The organism is Psychrobacter sp. Cmf 22.2, assembly GCF_001921745.1.
Classification (GTDB): Bacteria; Pseudomonadota; Gammaproteobacteria; order Pseudomonadales; family Moraxellaceae; genus Psychrobacter.
In genome coordinates, this window is the sequence record NZ_MRYA01000002.1 from 79,509 (window position 1) to 97,415 (window position 17,907).

Sequence of the window (17,907 nt, forward strand, 5' to 3'; positions counted from 1 at the left end):
GCGTTATACTTGCCGGCAATGAAATTATCAGTCAATACCATTTAGTTAAAACAAGAGAATCAAGAAACATGGCAAAAACACCTGCAAACAAAAAAGATAAAACAGACAATGGCAACTTTGAAGAAGCCCTTTGGGATGCTGCCAACAAGCTACGAGGTAGCGTCGAATCCTCAGAATATAAGCATATCGTCCTTAGCTTGATTTTCTTAAAGTTCATCAGTGATACTTTTGAGCAGCAGCGCCAAAAGCTGATCGATACAGGCTATGAAAAACATATCGACATGGTGCAAGCCTATACCAAAGATAACGTGTTCTACTTGCCAGAGGAGAGCCGTTGGAGTTTTATCCAGCAGAATGCCAAGCAAGAAGACATCGCGCTCAAAATCGACACTGCGCTTAGCACGATTGAGAAAACCAACCAATCATTAAAAGGGGCATTGCCGGATAACTACTTCTCGCGTCTTGGCTTAACGGCCAGTAAGCTTGCCGCTTTGATTGATGTCGTCAATAACATCGACACTATTGGCAATCCTTCCGAGGACACGGTAGGGCGCGTGTACGAGTATTTCTTAGGTAAGTTTGCCGCGACTGAAGGCAAGGGCGGTGGTGAGTTCTATACACCTAAGTCTGTGGTGAATCTAATAGCTGAGATGCTTGAGCCGTATCAAGGTAAAATCTATGATCCCTGTTGTGGCTCGGGCGGTATGTTCGTCCAGTCGATTAAGTTTATCGAGAGTCACCACGGTAATACCAAAGACGTGTCTATCTATGGGCAAGAGTACACCAGCACGACCTACAAACTCGCTAAGATGAACCTTGCCATTCGTGGTATCTCTAGCAACTTGGGTGATGTGGCTGCCGATACGTTCTTTAAAGATCAGCACGAAGACCTAAAAGCGGACTTCATCATGGCAAACCCACCTTTTAACCAAAAGGATTGGCGCGCCCCTGATGAGCTGGTCGATGATCCACGCTGGGCAGGGTATCCGACACCGCCGACGGGCAATGCCAACTATGCATGGATATTGCACATGATATCTAAGCTCTCTGAGCATGGAACTGCTGGTTTCGTATTGGCAAACGGCTCGATGTCCACCACAACCAGTGGTGAAGGCGAGATACGCGAGCAAATCATCAAAAACGATCTGGTCGATTGTATGATTGCGCTACCGGGTCAGCTGTTTTATACCACGCAGATTCCGGTGTGCTTATGGTTTATTAGTAAAGACAAGCAAGCCACCTCCGCTGATAGCAAAGCACGTGGATTGCGTAATCGTAGTGGTGAAACGCTATTCATTGATGCACGTGCTATCGGCAGTATGGTCGATCGTACACATAAAGAACTCACCACTGATGATATTGAGGCGATTGCTAAGACTTATCATGCATGGCGCGGTGAGAAGGAAGTAGGTGGTTATGAAGCCTATAGCGATGAGGCAGGCTACTGTAAATCGGCAAGCCTAGATGATATCAAAGCCAATGACTATGTGCTGACTCCTGGGCGTTATGTAGGTGCAGCAGCGATTGAAGATGACGGTATTCCGTTTGAGACTAAAATGCTAGAGCTAAGCCAAACGCTATATGCACAAATGCAAGAGTCTGAAAAGCTAGACGCTACCATTCGTCAGAACTTGGAGGTATTGGGTTATGGCGAGTGATTGGGAAGTAGTTTCATTAGTAGATCATTGTAAAAAAATTGGTAGTGGTGCAACGCCTAGGGGTGGGAGTAGCGTTTATCTCGAAGAAGGTGAAATCACATTAATAAGAAGTCAAAATATTTATAACGACGGTTTTAAAAAAGATGGTTTGGTCTTTATAACGGCAGAAGCTGCTGGAAAACTAAAAAACGTTATCGTGGAAGAAAATGATATTTTGCTGAATATCACTGGCGACTCGGTTGCTAGGGTTTGCATGGTCGACAATCAGGTCTTACCTGCCAGAGTTAATCAGCATGTTTCAATAATTAGACCTAAAGAAAGCTCGTTTAATCCTTTATATCTAAGGTATCAACTAGTATCACCGCAAGTACAACAATTATTATTAAATTATGCAAGTGCAGGTGCAACTCGACATGCTTTAACTAAAAGCATGATAGAAAACTTAGGTATTCCTAAACCAGATTTAGATACTCAAAACAATATTGCCCATATTCTTGGTTCTTTAGATGACAAAATCGAGCTAAACCGCCAAATGAACGAGACGCTAGAAGCGATGGCGCAGGCATTGTTTAAAAGCTGGTTTGTAGATTTTGATCCTGTCATTGATAATGCGCTAGCGGCTGGCAATGCTATTCCTGATGTGTTCGCTAAGCGTGCTGAGCAGCGTCAAGCCATTGAGAAAAAAGAGAACTCAAATATTCAGAATTTATTCCCTGATGAATTTGAGTTTACGGAGGAGATGGGGTGGATTCCGAAGGGTTGGGAATCTGGAACGCTTGCTGATATTTGCTTCTTCGGAAAAGGTAAAATAAATACCTCAGAACTCAGTTTGGAAAATTATGTTTCTACTGAGAATATGAATAAAGAAAAAGCGGGTATTTCTTACGCAGCAAGTATCGCGAGTACTAGTCAAGTTCCAAAGTTCTCTGTGGGACAAACCCTGATTTCTAATATACGTCCATACTTCAAAAAGATATGGCTTGCTAGTTTCAGTGGTGGTCGGTCAAATGATGTTTTAGGCTTTCAAGCTAATGATGCTGTAGCTAATGAATATCTATTTAGCCTTCTTTATCAGGACTCTTTCTTTGATTATATGACTGCAACGTCAAAAGGAACCAAAATGCCACGTGGCGATAAAGCAGCAATAATGAGCTGGTCAGTAGCAATACCTCCACTAATATTGATGGAAGAGTTTTCAAATAAAGTAAAACCTATGTATTTAGCAAATAATATTCGTTCAAAGCAGGCTATTTCTTTATCTGAACTCCGCGATACTCTTTTACCTAAGTTAATGTCAGGTGAGTTGCGTGTTTCTGCTGCTGCGATGTTAGAGGATGCATAGGTGAGCACTGCTGAGAGTTTTAGTAGGTTGAGTTTCAATAATCATTTGAAATATAGCGATAGAAAGTATGCAGAATAAAGTTCCATTACCTACAGATAATGTTTATAAATTCTTTGCTCTTTTCGGATTAATACTTTTAATATTTAGCTTAGGTGCGACCATATATATTACGAAAGAAGCTAATGTTCAGCTTATCGATATTGCTATTCAATTAGATAATGCAAATAGTAATAATTTTTCAGACGAGACTAAGAATATTATAGAAGGGTATAGAGAAGTCATAATTTCAGATAGGGATGGCTTTAATAATTTATTAGTCGGGCTAGCTATATTTGGCACTCTTCTTGGTTTGTTTGGTTTTTCGATATGGATGTTTAGAATACAGCCTCAACAAGATAAATTAGTTACTTTTCAACTAGAAAAATATAAGTACGAAGTAGATATTGAGTCCATTAAGAAAAGTGCAATTTTAGAACTTCAAATTGAGAAAGAAAAACTTGAAATTGAATTGCTTAAAAAGAAGCAATAATAAAATATTATTGCTCTTATCAAAAATATAAAAAAGGACGCACCATTGAAATTCACCGAAGACAGGCTTGAACAAGCCATTATTGAATTGCTAGCAGCTGAGGGCTATCCACATACACTTGGCGAAACACTCGACCGCAATCCTGATGATGTGCTGATTAAGTCTGATCTTCGACAGTTTCTGGCGAGCCGTTATCAAGCAGACTTAATCACAGAGTATGAGATTGAGTCCATCATTCATAAGCTCGAATACCTCCCTGCCTCCGATCTGTACGACACAAACAAAGCCATTATGAAATGGGTCGCAGATGGCTTTTTACTCAAGCGTGAAGACCATACCCAAAAAGACTTATACATCCAGCTCATCGATTATGAAGCACTCGATAACAATCGCTATCGCATCGTCAATCAGATGGAGATACAAGGCTTTGAGACGCGTATACCTGATGGCATTCTCTATATCAATGGCTTACCACTGGTAGTGTTTGAGTTTAAAAGCAGCATCCGTGAAGATGCCACCATGTATGATGCCTACACCCAGCTGACCACTCGCTATAAGCGCGACATTCCAGAGCTGTTTAAATATAACGCCCTATGCGTCATCAGTGATGGCGTCAATTCAAAAATGGGTTCGTTCTTTGCCCCTTATGAGTTCTATTACTCTTGGCGCAAGATCACGGGCGATGAAAAGTTAGAGAAAGACGGTATTCATTCACTGCTAACGATGATGAGCGGCTTATTTGATAAAGCTCGTTTGCTCGATGTCATCCGAAACTTCATCTATGTGCCTGACAAATCAAGCAGGGAAGAGAAAATCGTTTGTCGTTATCCCCAGTATTATGCGGCCGCCAAGCTCTACGCTAACATCAAACAGCACATGAAGCTGACGGACAACCAGGGCAATCTGATTGACGATAATAGCTCATGTGATGGCGTTCGAGATGGCGCTCGTGATGGAAAGGGCGGTACGTACTTTGGCGCGACGGGCTGCGGTAAAAGCTTTACCATGCTGTTTCTAGCACGTCTGCTGATGAAAGACGTTAAGCTTGGTAGTCCAACCATTATCTTAATCACTGACCGCACTGACTTAGACGGTCAGCTGTCTGAGACCTTTACCAATGCTAAGACCTATATCGGCGATGACAATATCATCAGTGTCGAGAGCCGAGCGCACTTGCGCGAACAGCTAAAAGGGCGCAAAAGTGGCGGCGTGTTCCTGACGACCATTCATAAGTTCACCGAAGACTTAGCACTTTTGACCGAGCGCAGTAACGTCATCTGTATCTCTGATGAAGCGCATCGTAGCCAAATCAATCTCCAGCAAAAAATTACCGTCACCGAAGATGGGGTAAAGAAGTCTTACGGCTTTGCTAAATACTTACATGACTCATTACCCAATGCCACCTACGTTGGCTTCACGGGCACACCGATTGATGCCACCCTTGATGTCTTCGGCCCTGTAGTCGACAGCTATACCATGGTCGAGTCGGTATTTGATGAAATCACCGTACGTATCGTTTATGAAGGCCGCGCAGCAAAAGTGCTGCTCGATGGTCGTCAACTCGACGAAGTAGAGAAATACTACAAGCACAGCGTAGAGTCGGGCGCCAGTGTTTATCAGGTCGATAAAAGCAAGCAGACCATGGCGAGTATGTCTACCATACTTGGTGACCCTGACCGTATACGGGCCATCGCCGAGGACTTTGTTCAGCATTATGAAGCACGCGTGAGCGAGGGCACCACCCAAAAAGGCAAGGCTATGTTTGTCTGTAGCAGCCGTGAAGCTGCCTATCAATTATTCCAAGACATCATAGCGCTGCGCCCCGAATGGGATGAGATCAGAGCCTGCGAAGAAAGCTCAAGCTTGACTGAGCAAGAGCAAAAAGAAATCACACCTATTGAGCGGGTCAAAATGATCATGACTCGCAACCCAGACGATCCAAAAGCACTGTGGGATAGGCTCGGTAATAAAGACTATCGCAAAGCGCTCGATCGACAGTTCAAAAACGGCAAATCCAACTTCAAGATCGCCATCGTCGTCGATATGTGGCTCACAGGCTTTGACGTACCGTTTCTCGATACCATCTATATCGATAAACCACTGCAAAAGCACAGCTTGATTCAAACCATCTCACGAGTGAATCGTAAGTTTGAAGGTAAAGAAAGCGGCTTAGTGGTCGATTATATCGGGATTAAAAAGCAGATGAATCTAGCGCTCTCGCATTACACAGGCGGTCAAGTGCAAGACTTCGAAGATATCCAAAAATCAGTGGTAGTCGTAAAAGATCATTTAAGCCTGCTTGATACTTTTTATTATAAGTTTGATGCCAGCCTTTACTTTAATGGTACCCCGATTCAACAGCTGAATTGTTTAAACGCTGCTGCTGACTTTGCGCTGCGCACGCAAAAGCTTGAAAAGACCTTTATGGATCTCACCCGCCGCATGAAATCCGCCTACGATATCTGTGTCGGTAGTGCAGAGCTGACCCCAGCGCACAAAAACAAAATCCATTATTACCTCGCGATACGTAGCATCATTTTTAAGATTACTACGGGCGGAGCGCCTGACACCGAACAAATGAACCAAAAGGTGCGAGACCTTGTCAAAGATGCCCTAATCAGTGACGGAGTAGAAGAGATATTTAAGCTCGGGGATGACAGTGATGGTGAGATAGACATCTTTGATGATGACTATCTGGCCAAACTTGAAATGGTCAAACAACCCAATACCAAGCTGCAACTGCTGCAACAGCTACTGGCAAAAGCCATCGGTGAGCTAAAAAAGACCAACAAAGTGAAGGGCGTTGATTTTAGTAAAAAAATGAATGCGCTGGTCGAAAAATATAACGAGCGTGATGAGCAAGATGTGCTACAACCGAAGGTGATTAGCGACTTCTCCGATGAGATTATAAAAATGTATAACGAGCTGCGCACAGAGATGGCGTCATTCGGTGAGATGGGTATCAACTTTGAAGAAAAAGCTTTTTATGACATTTTAATCATGCTTGCGCATAAATACGACTTTAGCTATCCAGAAGATAAGCTGCTCGAGCTGTCAAAAGAGGTAAAAAAACTGATAGATGACAAGGCTAAATACACCGATTGGAACAAGCGTGAGGACATCAAAGCTGAGCTACAATTTGATCTGATGATTTTATTAGATGAATGGGGCTATCCACCTGTAGACCCAAAAGAGGTCTATAAAGAGATATTTGAGCAGGCAGAAAACTTTAAGCGTCACCGAGCGGTGTAGACTGGTATGTCAATATTAGCTGGTGAAATTGATACATGGCTTGCGTTCATCATACTGGTAGGACTGATGTCCTTAGGTGGTTATTTTTGGCCTCACAAACTATTGCGCTATACGCTACCTATGATTTCCACCGCTTTTGTCATGGTGGTTGCCGCGATAAATTCTTCAACAGTAAGTGCTGCTGATGTGGTGCTAGGCAGCGCGTTTTTTTATGCATTTTTCTTATATTTTGGACGAGCATTTTATAAAGGTGAGAGAAGGTTGTGACAGTCAAAATAGTTTGGTATTTGCTATGACTGGAGCAGAATAATATTGATGTACAAAATCTTGATTTCAAATCAAACTTATTTTAGGAGCGCAACTATGGAGATCATAGGAATTGTTTTATTTATTATTGGTGTCATCATCTCTTTTATCTATGGGATTAAACTGATTATTATTGCCTTTCAAGAATCCATACTTTGGGGTCTGTTATATCTATTTCTTCCATTTGCCAACTTATATTTCATTATTACGCGCTGGGAAAAATGCAGAGATTCCGTTTTTAAGATACTGATGTCAATTCCGTTTTTATTAGTAGGCGCTATGCTTGGTTCAATGCAATAAAGTGTTAGAAGGAACGCCCTATTTATAAATGCTTAACCACACCCCATATAGGAGAAAACCATCTAAAAAACCAATTATTTAAAAGAAATAAAAGACAACTATGATTTTTATCAGTAATACCATTAGCCTAAGCGATAGTGAAGTCGAGATTAGCGCCATCCGCGCGCAAGGAGCAGGCGGGCAAAACGTCAATAAAGTCTCCTCCGCTATTCATCTACGCTTCGATATCAATGCCTCAAGTCTGAGTGACGTGCAAAAGCAGCGTTTATTAGACAGTAAAGACAGCCGTATCACTAAAGAGGGTATATTCGTCCTAAAAGCTCAGCAATTCCGTACCCAAGAGCGCAACAAGATTGACGCGTTTGAACGTCTCAAAGCTTTTATATTGCAATCTACCCAAGTCGTCAAAGCTCGCAAACCTACCAAGCCGAGCAAAAGTGCTAAGCGCAAACGTGTCGATCAAAAGACGCAGCGCGGCAAAACCAAAGCCTTACGCGGTAAGGTTGATTATTAAGCTCGATACTCTCACACCGAATTTGGACAATATCCTATGCTAATTAATGCAGATTTTTCACGTCGTGCTGAGCTGATGGCTGAAGAGCATCAATGGATTAAATCACCACAAAATGGCGTCGAGCGCGTCATGCTTGATCGAGTGGGCGCAGAGAAGGCGCGGGCGACTAGCCTTGTGCGTTATGCGCCAAGATCGCATTTTCCGCATCATCAGCATCCGGGTGGTGAGGAGATTTTGGTATTGTCAGGTACTTTTTCTGCTGATGATAAGCACTATCCCGCTGGCTGGTATCTACGCAATCCGCCAACATCAGGCCATACGCCTTATAGCGATGAAGGTGCGGTTATCTTTGTTAAGCTGCGACAGATGTCACCGTCCGAAGAGCGTCATGTCGCTATCGATACGCACGATAGCGTAAACTGGCAACGAGTCGGCAACCATGAGGTTTGTGCTTTATTCTCGGACGATAGCGAACAGGTGAGTTTACAGCGTTTGAGCGCAGGTGATGCATTATTCACAGAAGATCTTATGACTCAAGCGATTGAGGGTGGTGCAGAACTGCTGGTGGTCAAAGGCACTCTGCTAGAAGGCGATAAAACGCATAAACAAGGTAGCTGGCTACGCTTGCCCGTAGGTGTGCAGCCACAGATGAAAGCAGGTACAGATGGCACTACCGTCTACCTTAAGACGGGACATCTTGCTAAAATTATTGGCGCAGATGTCCAAGAGCTCATAGAAGAAAAGGATAGATAGTAAGGACATCTAGACGCTAATAAAGCGATTAACGTCCCGTCCATACCGCATGGCGCTTTTCGATAAAGGCGTCAATGCCTTCGCTTACATCGTCTGCCATCATATTACCCGTCATCACTTTACCAGCATATTCATAGGCATCCGCTAAATCCATGTCCAATTGTTTATAGAACATATCTTTGCCCGTTTTGACCGCGACAGAGGATTTGGCAGTAATGGCATCGATTAAAGATTGCAGCGTTGCATCTAACTGATCCGCTGAAGCTATACGATTAATCAGTCCTTGCTGCATGGCTGTATGAGCATCGATAAACTCACCCGTGATAAGCATTTCAAAAGCTTGCTTGCGAGATAGGTTGCGGCTGACGGCAACGGCAGGGGTTGAACAAAACAGTCCGACATTGATGCCAGAAGTCGCAAAATTAGCCTCATCAGAAGCTACCGCTAAGTCGCAGGCCGCGACCAGTTGACAGCCTGCGGCGGTAGCGATGCCTTGCACCTTGGCAATCACGACTTGCGGCATCTGATTGATGGTCAGCATCATTTGACTACATTGCTTAAATAACGCACTGTGGAATGCCTCATCTGAGTTTGCACGCATCTCTTTTAGGTTGTGACCTGCACAAAATGCCTTGCCATTCGCCGCAATGACGACCACACGTATATTACTATCTTGGGCGATGCTGTCCAGCTCTGCCTGCATAGCGGATAACATATCGACCGATAGCGCGTTGAATTGCTTGGGGCGGTTTAACGTGAGGGTGACGACGCCGCTTGCATCTTTACTGTCTTCTCTGATAATTAACGGTTCGTTGATGCCAGTAGTAGGGGCTTCTTTGTTTGTAGTATTCATTCATCATCCTTGATATAGTTGATTCACTCTAAAAAAGATACCGTGCTGCTGGGGTAAATTTTGTGCAGCATCTGTCGGCGTAGGCACAGCAAGCAAGCAAAATTTATACCAGTAGCACGTGACTATTAATAATGTATCGTAATCATGTATCGATTTTATTTAGTATTGACTATAGTTGGTGTTCTGTTCATTCACTTGAATGATAGCATGGTAGGCGAGTTATACAATAGAGTGCTGATATTGAAATTGCACATATAAAAATAGCGCATTCATAATATGAGTGCGCTATTCGTATCTTTATTAAGAATAAATCGACATGTAGAGATAAATTCGTTTTTTCTTAACTTTTAACATAAACCGTTACTTTACTCTTAATCGCTATACCTAATACGCGCCTTCGCTATAAATAAGCTCATAGCTGTGGCTGTATATTTCAACGATATTGCCAAACGGGTCTTCCATATAAATCATACGGTAAGGTTTTTCGCCGGGGTAGTAATAACGTGGTTTTTCCATACGCTTTTTGCCGCCTGCTGCGACGATGCGCTCAGCGAGCTCTTCCACATTTGGATCTTGAACACAGAAGTGAAAAATACCTGTTTTCCAGTATTCAAAGTTGTTTTCAGGATTTTCTTGATTTTTGAACTGAAAGATTTCAACGCCGATACGGTCACCAGTTGAGAGATGAGCGATACGGAAACTGCCCCAGCCTGAGCCAAAGACTTCCGTACACATCTCACCAATCGGGCTATCATCTTCAACGATTTCGGTTGGCTCCATGATGGTGTACCAACCCATTACCTCGGTATAGAATTTTACTGCCGTCTCTAGATCAGGGACGGAAAGACCAATGTGTGAAAAGCTTCTCGGATAAACGTTATTCATGGTTTGTACTCCTGTTTTGATACGGGAGTAGTGTACAAAGCTATATACATTACGTAAAATTATCATTTATTATAAAGATAAGTATGTATCGTAATGATGAATATCACGTGGCTACGTACGTTCTGTACCCTTGTTGAAGTGGGTCATTTTACCCGCACTGCTGAGCGCCTACATATGACCCAGTCAGGTGTCAGCCAGCACATACGTAAGCTTGAGAGTCAGTTAGACGTCGACTTGCTCATTCGTCAAGGTAAGCAGCTTTCATTGACGGATGCAGGCGAGGAGCTATATAGGGAAGCGGATGATATCTTGCAGCGTCTAGCAAATCTAGAACAGCGTATCGGTGACGACCCCGCCTATTCAGGGCTAGTGAGACTCATGTCTCCTGGTAGCGTGGGCTTAAAATTGTATCCGCAGCTTTTAACCTTACAACAACAGTATCCACAGTTGGTGATTGATTATCGCTTTGCGCCAAATAGCGATATAGAGCGAGCGCTTACGAAACACGACATTGATATTGGATTTATGACGGATATCTCAAATGATGAGGGGATAAGTTGCCAGTCAATAGCTCAGGAAGCGTTAATACTAGTGACGCCTGCGATGACTGATGAGCCAAGCTGGGAAACACTCATAGCGCTTGGTTTCATCGATCATCCTGATGGTGCCCATCATGCCAGTATGCTGCTGAGCACCAATTACGCTGAGTTCCAGCATATTAATGACTTTAAGAAAAAAGGGTTTTCTAATCAAATTGGTTTGATTTTAGAGCCTGTCAGTAGGGGGCTTGGCTTTACTGTATTACCAGCACACGCGGTTGCAGCGTACGCAAACCCTGAGCTTATTAACAGTCATCGCTTGCCAACGCCAGTGAGTGAAACACTATATCTTGCCGTAAGGTGCCAGCAAGCCCTACCCAATAGAATGCAAACCGTTATTAACGAGGTAAAAAAGTGGTTATAAGAACTTAGTAAGACTTTATAAATTAACTATTTTCGAAAAAGATTTGAAGTTGCACGCTTAAAAATTGCCCATATAAAAATAGCGCATTCATAATATGAGTGCGCTATTTTTATTTACCAACCTGTTAATCAATACCAGCCAAAACATTCTTTAACCGTTATAACTGCTATAGTTGATACTAAATTAAATGTATACATTAGATTATGACGCGAGACTGGGAAAAATTTTTCTTGCGTGCTGTGTCTACGCTGACAGAGGCTTCGCAAAATTTGTCCCAGTCTCACTGTATCTCTTTTATATTGACCTGACTATATTAAGTGGATACTGGCGTATCTAATGCCACTGCTGGTACATTGCTTTTTTTACCATCAACTGCGGCGCTTAGATTCACTAAGAAGATAGCGACGGCAGCGATCATGCCTGGTATGGCAATAAACAAGAAGTTCATCTGGTGGCTAAGCTCAAGCGTGAGTAACGCTCCAGTCAAGATAGGACCTACGATAGCGCCAATGCGACCGATACCCGATGCCCAGCCCATAGCAGTGGTACGTACAGCGGTCGGATAATACTGAGCGACAAAGGTGTAGAGCAGTATCTGTGAGCCAATAGTAGTCGCACCTGCAATCGCGATAAGGGTATAGAGCACCACTTGTGGGCTGTTGTAGCCAAGTAATATCAATGCAGCAGCACCAGCGACAAACATAATCGTTAATACTGGTTTTAAATGGAATCTATCAGCCAGCACACCGCCACCAATAGCACCGATCATCCCGCCAATATTAAGCGCAAATAAGAACAGCATACTAGCGCCTAGCGAGTAACCTGCTTGAATCATCAGCTTCGGCAACCAGCTGGCAAGAGCGTAGACCATCAACAAGCACATAAAGAAGGCGATCCAAAACATAATGGTAGTAAAGCCACGGTTTTTTAGGAATAACGCTTTGATAGGAGCGTCATCGCCTTTGGTTGGTTCATCTAATATTAAGGTAGTGGAGGTCGTGATAGTTTCTTGTGGTGCAAGTCTGCGGACGATTTTTTTGGCGTCGTCATGTCTTTTTTCTTTGACCAAATACATCAAAGATTCAGGCAGCATTTTCCAAATGATTGGTAATAGCAAGGTAGGAATACCTGCGATATAAAACATAATCTCCCAGCCATAATCTACCACCAAAAATGATCCTAGCAATGCGGATGCCATACCACCTATCGCGTAACCACTAAACATAATGGCGACTAGCGTACTACGCATACGCTTTGGAGCGTATTCAGAGGTCAGCGCCACACAGATGGGCATCACGCCGCCGATACCAAGACCGGCAATGAAGCGTAAAGCCGCAAACTGCATTGGACCATTAGCAAAGGCCCCAAAAAAGGTAAAGCTGCTGAATAGGGCGACGCAGATCATGATGGTCTTTTTGCGGCCGATTTTGTCAGACAAAGTACCAAAAATCATGGCACCAAACATCATGCCAAATAGGGCAGCACTGGCAAGAAAGCCTGCCTGTACTGAAGTCAATGACCACTCTTCCATAAGTAGCGGTAGGGCGACGCCATAAATGATGAGATCATAACCATCAAAGATGATAATCAGTAGACACCAAAACAGCACCTTCCAATGAAAGGGCGCAAATTTGGCTTCATCAATAACTTTATTGATATTTAAGGTGGGTGATTCCATTCGTGTTTCTCCATGGGTAATATCCTTATAACTATCTAACAAGTTATGGTTTTCTGATGAGCAAGTCAAAAACTATCTAAGTATAAAAATATACCTATAAAGTATGGGTTTTGATTTTTTAGGGTGTGAGAAAGTATAAGGACGTATAATTTCTTTAATTAAAATCAGTGAGGTTTTTATAAAAAATATCTAAAAAACTTGTAAGGCTATGAATATTCATAGGATTTATTCTTTTGGAGAAAGTTATGTTTTTATTGGCAATAGATGGTTTTTCTTAAAAGATAGACAAAAAAAACAGCTCATATATCTTTTAAATATATGAGCTGTTTTGGTTTTTATTAAAGTATAGTCAATTAAAAATAAAACTGTCGTAAGTTCAAAAGCGCTACTGGTATAATTTTTCCTTGCTTGCTGCGTTCCCAGAGGCTGCGCAAAAATCATCCCAGTAGCGCTGTAACACTTTTAAATTGAATATACTATATGTCGGCTATAAAGTATAAATTAACGGTAAAAAAGATAAGAATTTATTTTTAAACCCATATCTTTACGAATTTAAGTGTTGATTCAAAAAATCCATTTATACTAGTCTCGCTGTATCGTTTTTATAGCGAATTGACTATAGAGTTATTTTTTCATCGCTAAATAATCGATTGCTAACTGACTAAGCGCTTTTGTACCCACTTTAAATGACGATTCATCTACGTAGAAGTAGGGAGAATGGTTATAGGGGGCTTTAGCTGGGTCTTGGCCTGCTGGTGTCCCACCTAAAAAGAAAAATAAACCAGGTACTTCTTGGGCATAAAAGGAGAAATCCTCGGATGCTGTTATTTTAGGTATCTCAGATACATTATCTTTACCTGCTACGTTTTTGAGCGTCGGTAACATTTGCGTGGTAAGGTCTGGGTTGTTAATCGTGACCGGATAACCTTTGTTGATTTTGACGTCAGCTTTGGCGCCCGATGCCATGGCTATATGTGTTGCTGTCGTTTCTATATTACTAAAAATCTGCTCGCGATTATCCATATCAAAGTTGCGAATAGTGCCAATCATATTGACATTATCTGGAATAATATTGTTGCGTACACCGCCGTCTATTTTGCCGAAGGAGACAATGGCAGGCTCTTTGGTAATATCAATTTGACGGCTGACTATATGATTCACGCCGGTTACGATTTGCGCTGCAGTTGAAATAGGATCGACCCCATTCCAAGGTGCTGAACCATGTGTTTGCTTACCATTTACTGTTATGTCGAAGCTATCAGCACTCGCCATAACAGGGCCACTCCGGTAACCAATTTTTCCACTATTTAAACTCGACGTAATGTGTAACCCAAACGCTACCTCAGGCTTATACTTTTTAAATATACCCTCTTTTAACATAAGCTCAGCACCGCCTTCTTCACCTTCAGGAGCACCTTCTTCAGCAGGCTGAAACACAAACATAATATTGCCGTGCAATTCATTTTTAACTGCCGCTAGTACTTCAGCCGTACCCATGAGCATAGCAACGTGAGTATCGTGCCCGCAGGCATGCATGACGCCTACTTCTTCGCCCATGTACTTGGTCACAATGGTTGATTTAAATGGTACGTCCACTTTTTCGGTAACGGGTAGGGCATCCATGTCTGCGCGTAGCATCACTGTAGGGCCAGGTTTCGCACCCTTCAAAAATCCAACAACGCCTGTATGTGCGATATCAGTTTCGACCTGCATACCTAGTGATTTTAGGTGCTTGGCAACAATAGCGGCAGTGCGGGTTTCTCTATTGCCCAGCTCAGGATGCTTATGAATATCTCGACGCCATTCAATCACTTTGTTTTCAACACTTTTAACTTCTTTATCGATGTTGATGTTGGCATGAGCGCTAAAGGTGCTACAGGCCATAATACCGACAGCCAATGATAATAATGATCGTTTCATACTTTCTTCCTTGAATGATGGTTTGTTGGTTGATTGATGTGTCTTCCTTGTAATTACTTTTCTATTCTCACGTTTTATAAAAATTTTTAATCCGCAATAGAGTTATTGATCATGCAAATACTGCCTTACTAGTTGATTGAAGGCTTCAGGCTGTTCAATATTGGAGATATGCGAGGCATCGATAGTCGCAAGCGTAGAGTGGGGGATATGATCGACCATATATTGACCATCGGCAACCGTCGTTACTGGATCCTCGGTACCTGCCACCACGGTGATAGGTACGCGAATATCTTTTAGTTGCTCGCGAGTATCCGCGACAGATAACGCCTCGCAGCAGCTGGCATAACCCTCGCTACTGCCAGCCGCGAGAGCGCTGGACAATGCTGCGACTACATCAGGATAACTATCGATAAAATCCGCTGTGAACCAACGCGGAGCAGCGGTAGCCGCGATAGGATCTAGACCTTGCGCGCGAACCAATTGCGCGCGATCTCTCCATGCCGCCTCATTACCAATCTTTGCCGCGGTATTGCATAGCATTAAGTGATGAAAGCGGTCAGGATGATGGATAGCCAGCCATTGACCAGTCATGCCGCCCATAGAGATGCCACAAAAAAACGCTTTATCGATACTTAGATGATCGAGCAAATCAATGACATCTTGCCCAAGCTGATCCAAACGATAAGGACCTGTTGGTGCGGAGGATTTACCATGACCACGGGTGTCGTAGCAGATAATAAAGTATTCAGTTTGCAACACATCGATTTGCGGCTGCCACATATGATAGCTGGTACCTAAAGAGTTGGAGAATAGTAGAGCAGGGTCACTGCTATCGCCAAAAGTGGCATAGTTGATATCGACGTCTTTATTTTTGAATACTGGCATAAATAGTTACCTCGCTTATTTATAATTATAAAGTTAAAAAACGCTGCAAGCGCTATTCACTATCCACACGTTCAATGATCATCGCGATACCTTGTCCAACGCCAATACACATCGAGCAGATAGCATAACGCTTGTCTGTTTTTTCCAGTTGATTAAGCGCTGTTAAAATCAATCGTGCACCTGAGGCGCCAAGTGGATGACCAAGGGCAATCGCACCACCGTTAGGGTTGACGCGCTCGCTATCATCAGCCAATCCTAAGTCACGCGTACAAGCTAGGGCTTGGGCGGCAAAGGCTTCGTTTAATTCAATGACATCCATCTCATCAAGTGACAGCCCAGTTTGCTTCAGCAGTTTTTTGATTGCGGGTGCTGGGGCAAAACCCATGATACGCGGCTCAACGCCTACCGTAGTTGAGGCCACAATACGCGCACGCGGCTTTAGATTAAACTCTTTCACCGCTTGCTCTGACGCCACTAGGAAGGCGGCTGCACCATCATTGATTCCAGAGGCGTTACCAGCCGTCACCGTACCATCTGCGGTGACGATAGGACGCAGTTTGGTCAACTTCTCAAGCGTGGTGTCAGCACGAGGATGCTCATCGGTATCGACGGTGACAGGCTCGCCTTTACGCTGCGGGATGACGACAGGGGTAATCTCATCTTTGAAGAATCCTGACGCTTGCGCCGCTGCGGTACGTTGTTGGCTACGTAGGGCGAATGCATCTTGATCAGCACGGTTGACATCGAATTGCTTTGCGACATTTTCAGCGGTTTGCGGCATGCTCTCTGTGCCATATAGCTCATCGAGCTTTGGATTGACAAAGCGCCAGCCCATAGTGGTATCTTCAAGCTTTTGACTACGACCGAACGTTTGATCTGATTTGCCCATGACAAATGGCGCACGGCTCATGCTCTCGACACCACCTGCGATAATGATATTGGCTTCACCTACTTTAATCGCGCGCGCCGCTATCGCTAACGCATCCATTGACGAGCCGCACAAGCGATTCACGGTGGTTGCCGGCACTTGATAAGGTAGACCCGCCAGCAATGACGACATACGTCCGACATTGCGATTGTCTTCGCCGCTTTGGTTGGCACAGCCGTAGATGACATCATCTACTTTTACCCAATTGACATTAGCATTACGTTCGATTAGCGCCTTGATAGGGATCGCACCTAAGTCGTCTGCACGTACGGGTGCTAGACTGCCGCCGTAGCGACCAAAAGGAGTGCGAATGGCATCAATAATATAAGCGTTATTTAAACGAGTGATTGAATCAGTCATAGTGATTATCCTGAATTTTGAGGGTTCTGGATTTTTATTAATTAAAGCTTTGATTGTTCTAAGCTTTGATTATCTTAAATTGTGATTATTTTAAGTTTTCATCAAGAAGGTTTTTTATTTAGTAGCGTCAATTAACGTCGCGCCAGTCAATGCTTGCAAGTCCGCAAAGCTCATGCCATCGACCATTTCGGTGACTGCTAAGCCTTTATCGGTGACATCAATGACACATAAATCAGTATAAATGCGATCAACGCAGTTTTTGCCAGTCACAGGGTAGGTAAGCTCGCTGACGATTTTAGGGTCGCCCGTCTTGGTCGTGTGATTGGTCATGACAAAGACTTTTTTGGCACCAACGGCTAAGTCCATAGCGCCGCCAACGGCAGGTATTGCATCTGTCGCACCGGTACTCCAGTTGGCTAAGTCGCCATTGGCTGCCACTTGAAACGCGCCCAATACGCAAATATCGATATGACCACCGCGCATCATCGCAAAAGAGTCGCCATGGTGGAAAAAGCTACCGCCATCGAGCATGGTGACGTACTCTTTTCCAGCATTGATCAGCTCGGGATCCTCTTCGCCTTTAGCAGGTGGTGGTCCAAAAGCTAGCAAGCCGTTTTCTGAATGCAAAAATACATCTTTATCATCCGGTAGGTATTGGGCAATTTTGGTCGGTAGTCCGATGCCTAAATTGACATAAGCACCATCTGGAATATCTTGTGCAGCGCGCTCGGCGATTTGATCGCGGGTCAAAACGGTGTAGGAAGTATGGCTCATGATGACG

Annotated in this window: 15 protein-coding genes; 8 read left to right on the forward strand and 7 right to left on the reverse strand. The window is 43.5% G+C overall.

The window, feature by feature from the left end; all coding sequences use genetic code 11:
* Positions 1-68: 68 nt before the first annotated feature.
* The 7 genes from BTV98_RS04540 (at position 69) to BTV98_RS04575 (ending at position 8,654) form a co-directional block, all read left to right on the forward strand.
* Positions 69-1,658, forward strand: coding sequence for a class I SAM-dependent DNA methyltransferase (locus tag BTV98_RS04540; RefSeq protein ID WP_058368800.1), 1,590 nt, complete (start codon positions 69-71; stop codon positions 1,656-1,658).
* Positions 1,648-3,000, forward strand: coding sequence for a restriction endonuclease subunit S (locus BTV98_RS04545; protein WP_058368801.1), 1,353 nt, complete (start codon positions 1,648-1,650; stop codon positions 2,998-3,000). Before BTV98_RS04540 ends, BTV98_RS04545 begins: the two co-directional genes overlap by 11 nt.
* Before the next feature lie 67 nt (positions 3,001-3,067).
* Positions 3,068-3,529: a hypothetical protein gene (locus BTV98_RS04550; protein ID WP_058368802.1), complete on the forward strand. Its 462-nt coding sequence runs from the start codon at positions 3,068-3,070 to the stop codon at positions 3,527-3,529.
* A gap of 45 nt (positions 3,530-3,574) precedes the next feature.
* Positions 3,575-6,781 carry a type I restriction endonuclease subunit R gene (locus BTV98_RS04555; protein ID WP_075103034.1) on the forward strand — a complete coding sequence of 1,069 codons (3,207 nt, stop codon included), beginning with the start codon at positions 3,575-3,577 and terminating at the stop codon, positions 6,779-6,781.
* A gap of 6 nt (positions 6,782-6,787) precedes the next feature.
* Positions 6,788-7,048 (forward strand): hypothetical protein, encoded by a 261-nt coding sequence (locus tag BTV98_RS04560; protein WP_075103035.1) that lies wholly within the window; start codon positions 6,788-6,790, stop codon positions 7,046-7,048.
* Positions 7,049-7,487: 439 nt separating this feature from the next.
* Complete coding sequence (gene arfB, locus BTV98_RS04570; RefSeq protein WP_058368806.1) at positions 7,488-7,901, forward strand: alternative ribosome rescue aminoacyl-tRNA hydrolase ArfB; 414 nt, start codon at positions 7,488-7,490, stop codon at positions 7,899-7,901.
* A 36-nt stretch (positions 7,902-7,937) separates the two neighbouring features.
* A complete protein-coding gene (locus BTV98_RS04575) occupies positions 7,938-8,654 on the forward strand; it encodes a cupin domain-containing protein (RefSeq protein ID WP_058368807.1) in 717 nt (238 codons plus the stop codon).
* Positions 8,655-8,682: 28 nt separating this feature from the next.
* Here the strand turns inward: BTV98_RS04575 and BTV98_RS04580 are convergent, their stop codons facing one another.
* Both BTV98_RS04580 and BTV98_RS04585 read right to left on the reverse strand, forming a co-directional pair.
* Positions 8,683-9,507: an enoyl-CoA hydratase gene (locus BTV98_RS04580; protein ID WP_058368808.1), complete on the reverse strand. Its 825-nt coding sequence runs from the start codon at positions 9,505-9,507 to the stop codon at positions 8,683-8,685.
* 384 nt (positions 9,508-9,891) lie between these two features.
* A complete protein-coding gene (locus tag BTV98_RS04585) occupies positions 9,892-10,392 on the reverse strand; it encodes a lactoylglutathione lyase family protein (RefSeq protein ID WP_075103036.1) in 501 nt (166 codons plus the stop codon).
* Between the two features lie 93 nt (positions 10,393-10,485).
* On the opposite strand from BTV98_RS04585, the gene BTV98_RS04590 reads away from it, so the two are divergent.
* Complete coding sequence (locus tag BTV98_RS04590) at positions 10,486-11,355, forward strand: LysR family transcriptional regulator (RefSeq protein ID WP_075103037.1); 870 nt, start codon at positions 10,486-10,488, stop codon at positions 11,353-11,355.
* A gap of 313 nt (positions 11,356-11,668) precedes the next feature.
* On the opposite strand, the gene BTV98_RS04595 is transcribed toward BTV98_RS04590, so the two are convergent.
* The 5 genes from BTV98_RS04595 to BTV98_RS04615 all read right to left on the reverse strand — a co-directional run bounded on the left by BTV98_RS04595 (position 11,669) and on the right by BTV98_RS04615 (position 17,900).
* On the reverse strand, positions 11,669-13,033 hold the full coding sequence (locus tag BTV98_RS04595; protein WP_058368809.1) for an aromatic acid/H+ symport family MFS transporter: 1,365 nt from the start codon (positions 13,031-13,033) through the stop codon (positions 11,669-11,671).
* 624 nt (positions 13,034-13,657) lie between these two features.
* Positions 13,658-14,953 carry a M20 family metallopeptidase gene (locus BTV98_RS04600; RefSeq protein ID WP_075103038.1) on the reverse strand — a complete coding sequence of 432 codons (1,296 nt, stop codon included), beginning with the start codon at positions 14,951-14,953 and terminating at the stop codon, positions 13,658-13,660.
* Positions 14,954-15,055: 102 nt separating this feature from the next.
* The gene (gene pcaD, locus BTV98_RS04605; protein WP_075103039.1) at positions 15,056-15,838 is read right to left on the reverse strand and encodes a 3-oxoadipate enol-lactonase; all 783 of its coding nucleotides are present in this window, start codon (positions 15,836-15,838) and stop codon (positions 15,056-15,058) included.
* 52 nt (positions 15,839-15,890) lie between these two features.
* Complete coding sequence (gene pcaF / locus BTV98_RS04610; protein ID WP_058368726.1) at positions 15,891-17,126, reverse strand: 3-oxoadipyl-CoA thiolase; 1,236 nt, start codon at positions 17,124-17,126, stop codon at positions 15,891-15,893.
* A 114-nt stretch (positions 17,127-17,240) separates the two neighbouring features.
* A complete protein-coding gene (locus tag BTV98_RS04615; protein ID WP_075103040.1) occupies positions 17,241-17,900 on the reverse strand; it encodes a 3-oxoacid CoA-transferase subunit B in 660 nt (219 codons plus the stop codon).
* Positions 17,901-17,907: the final 7 nt, after the last annotated feature.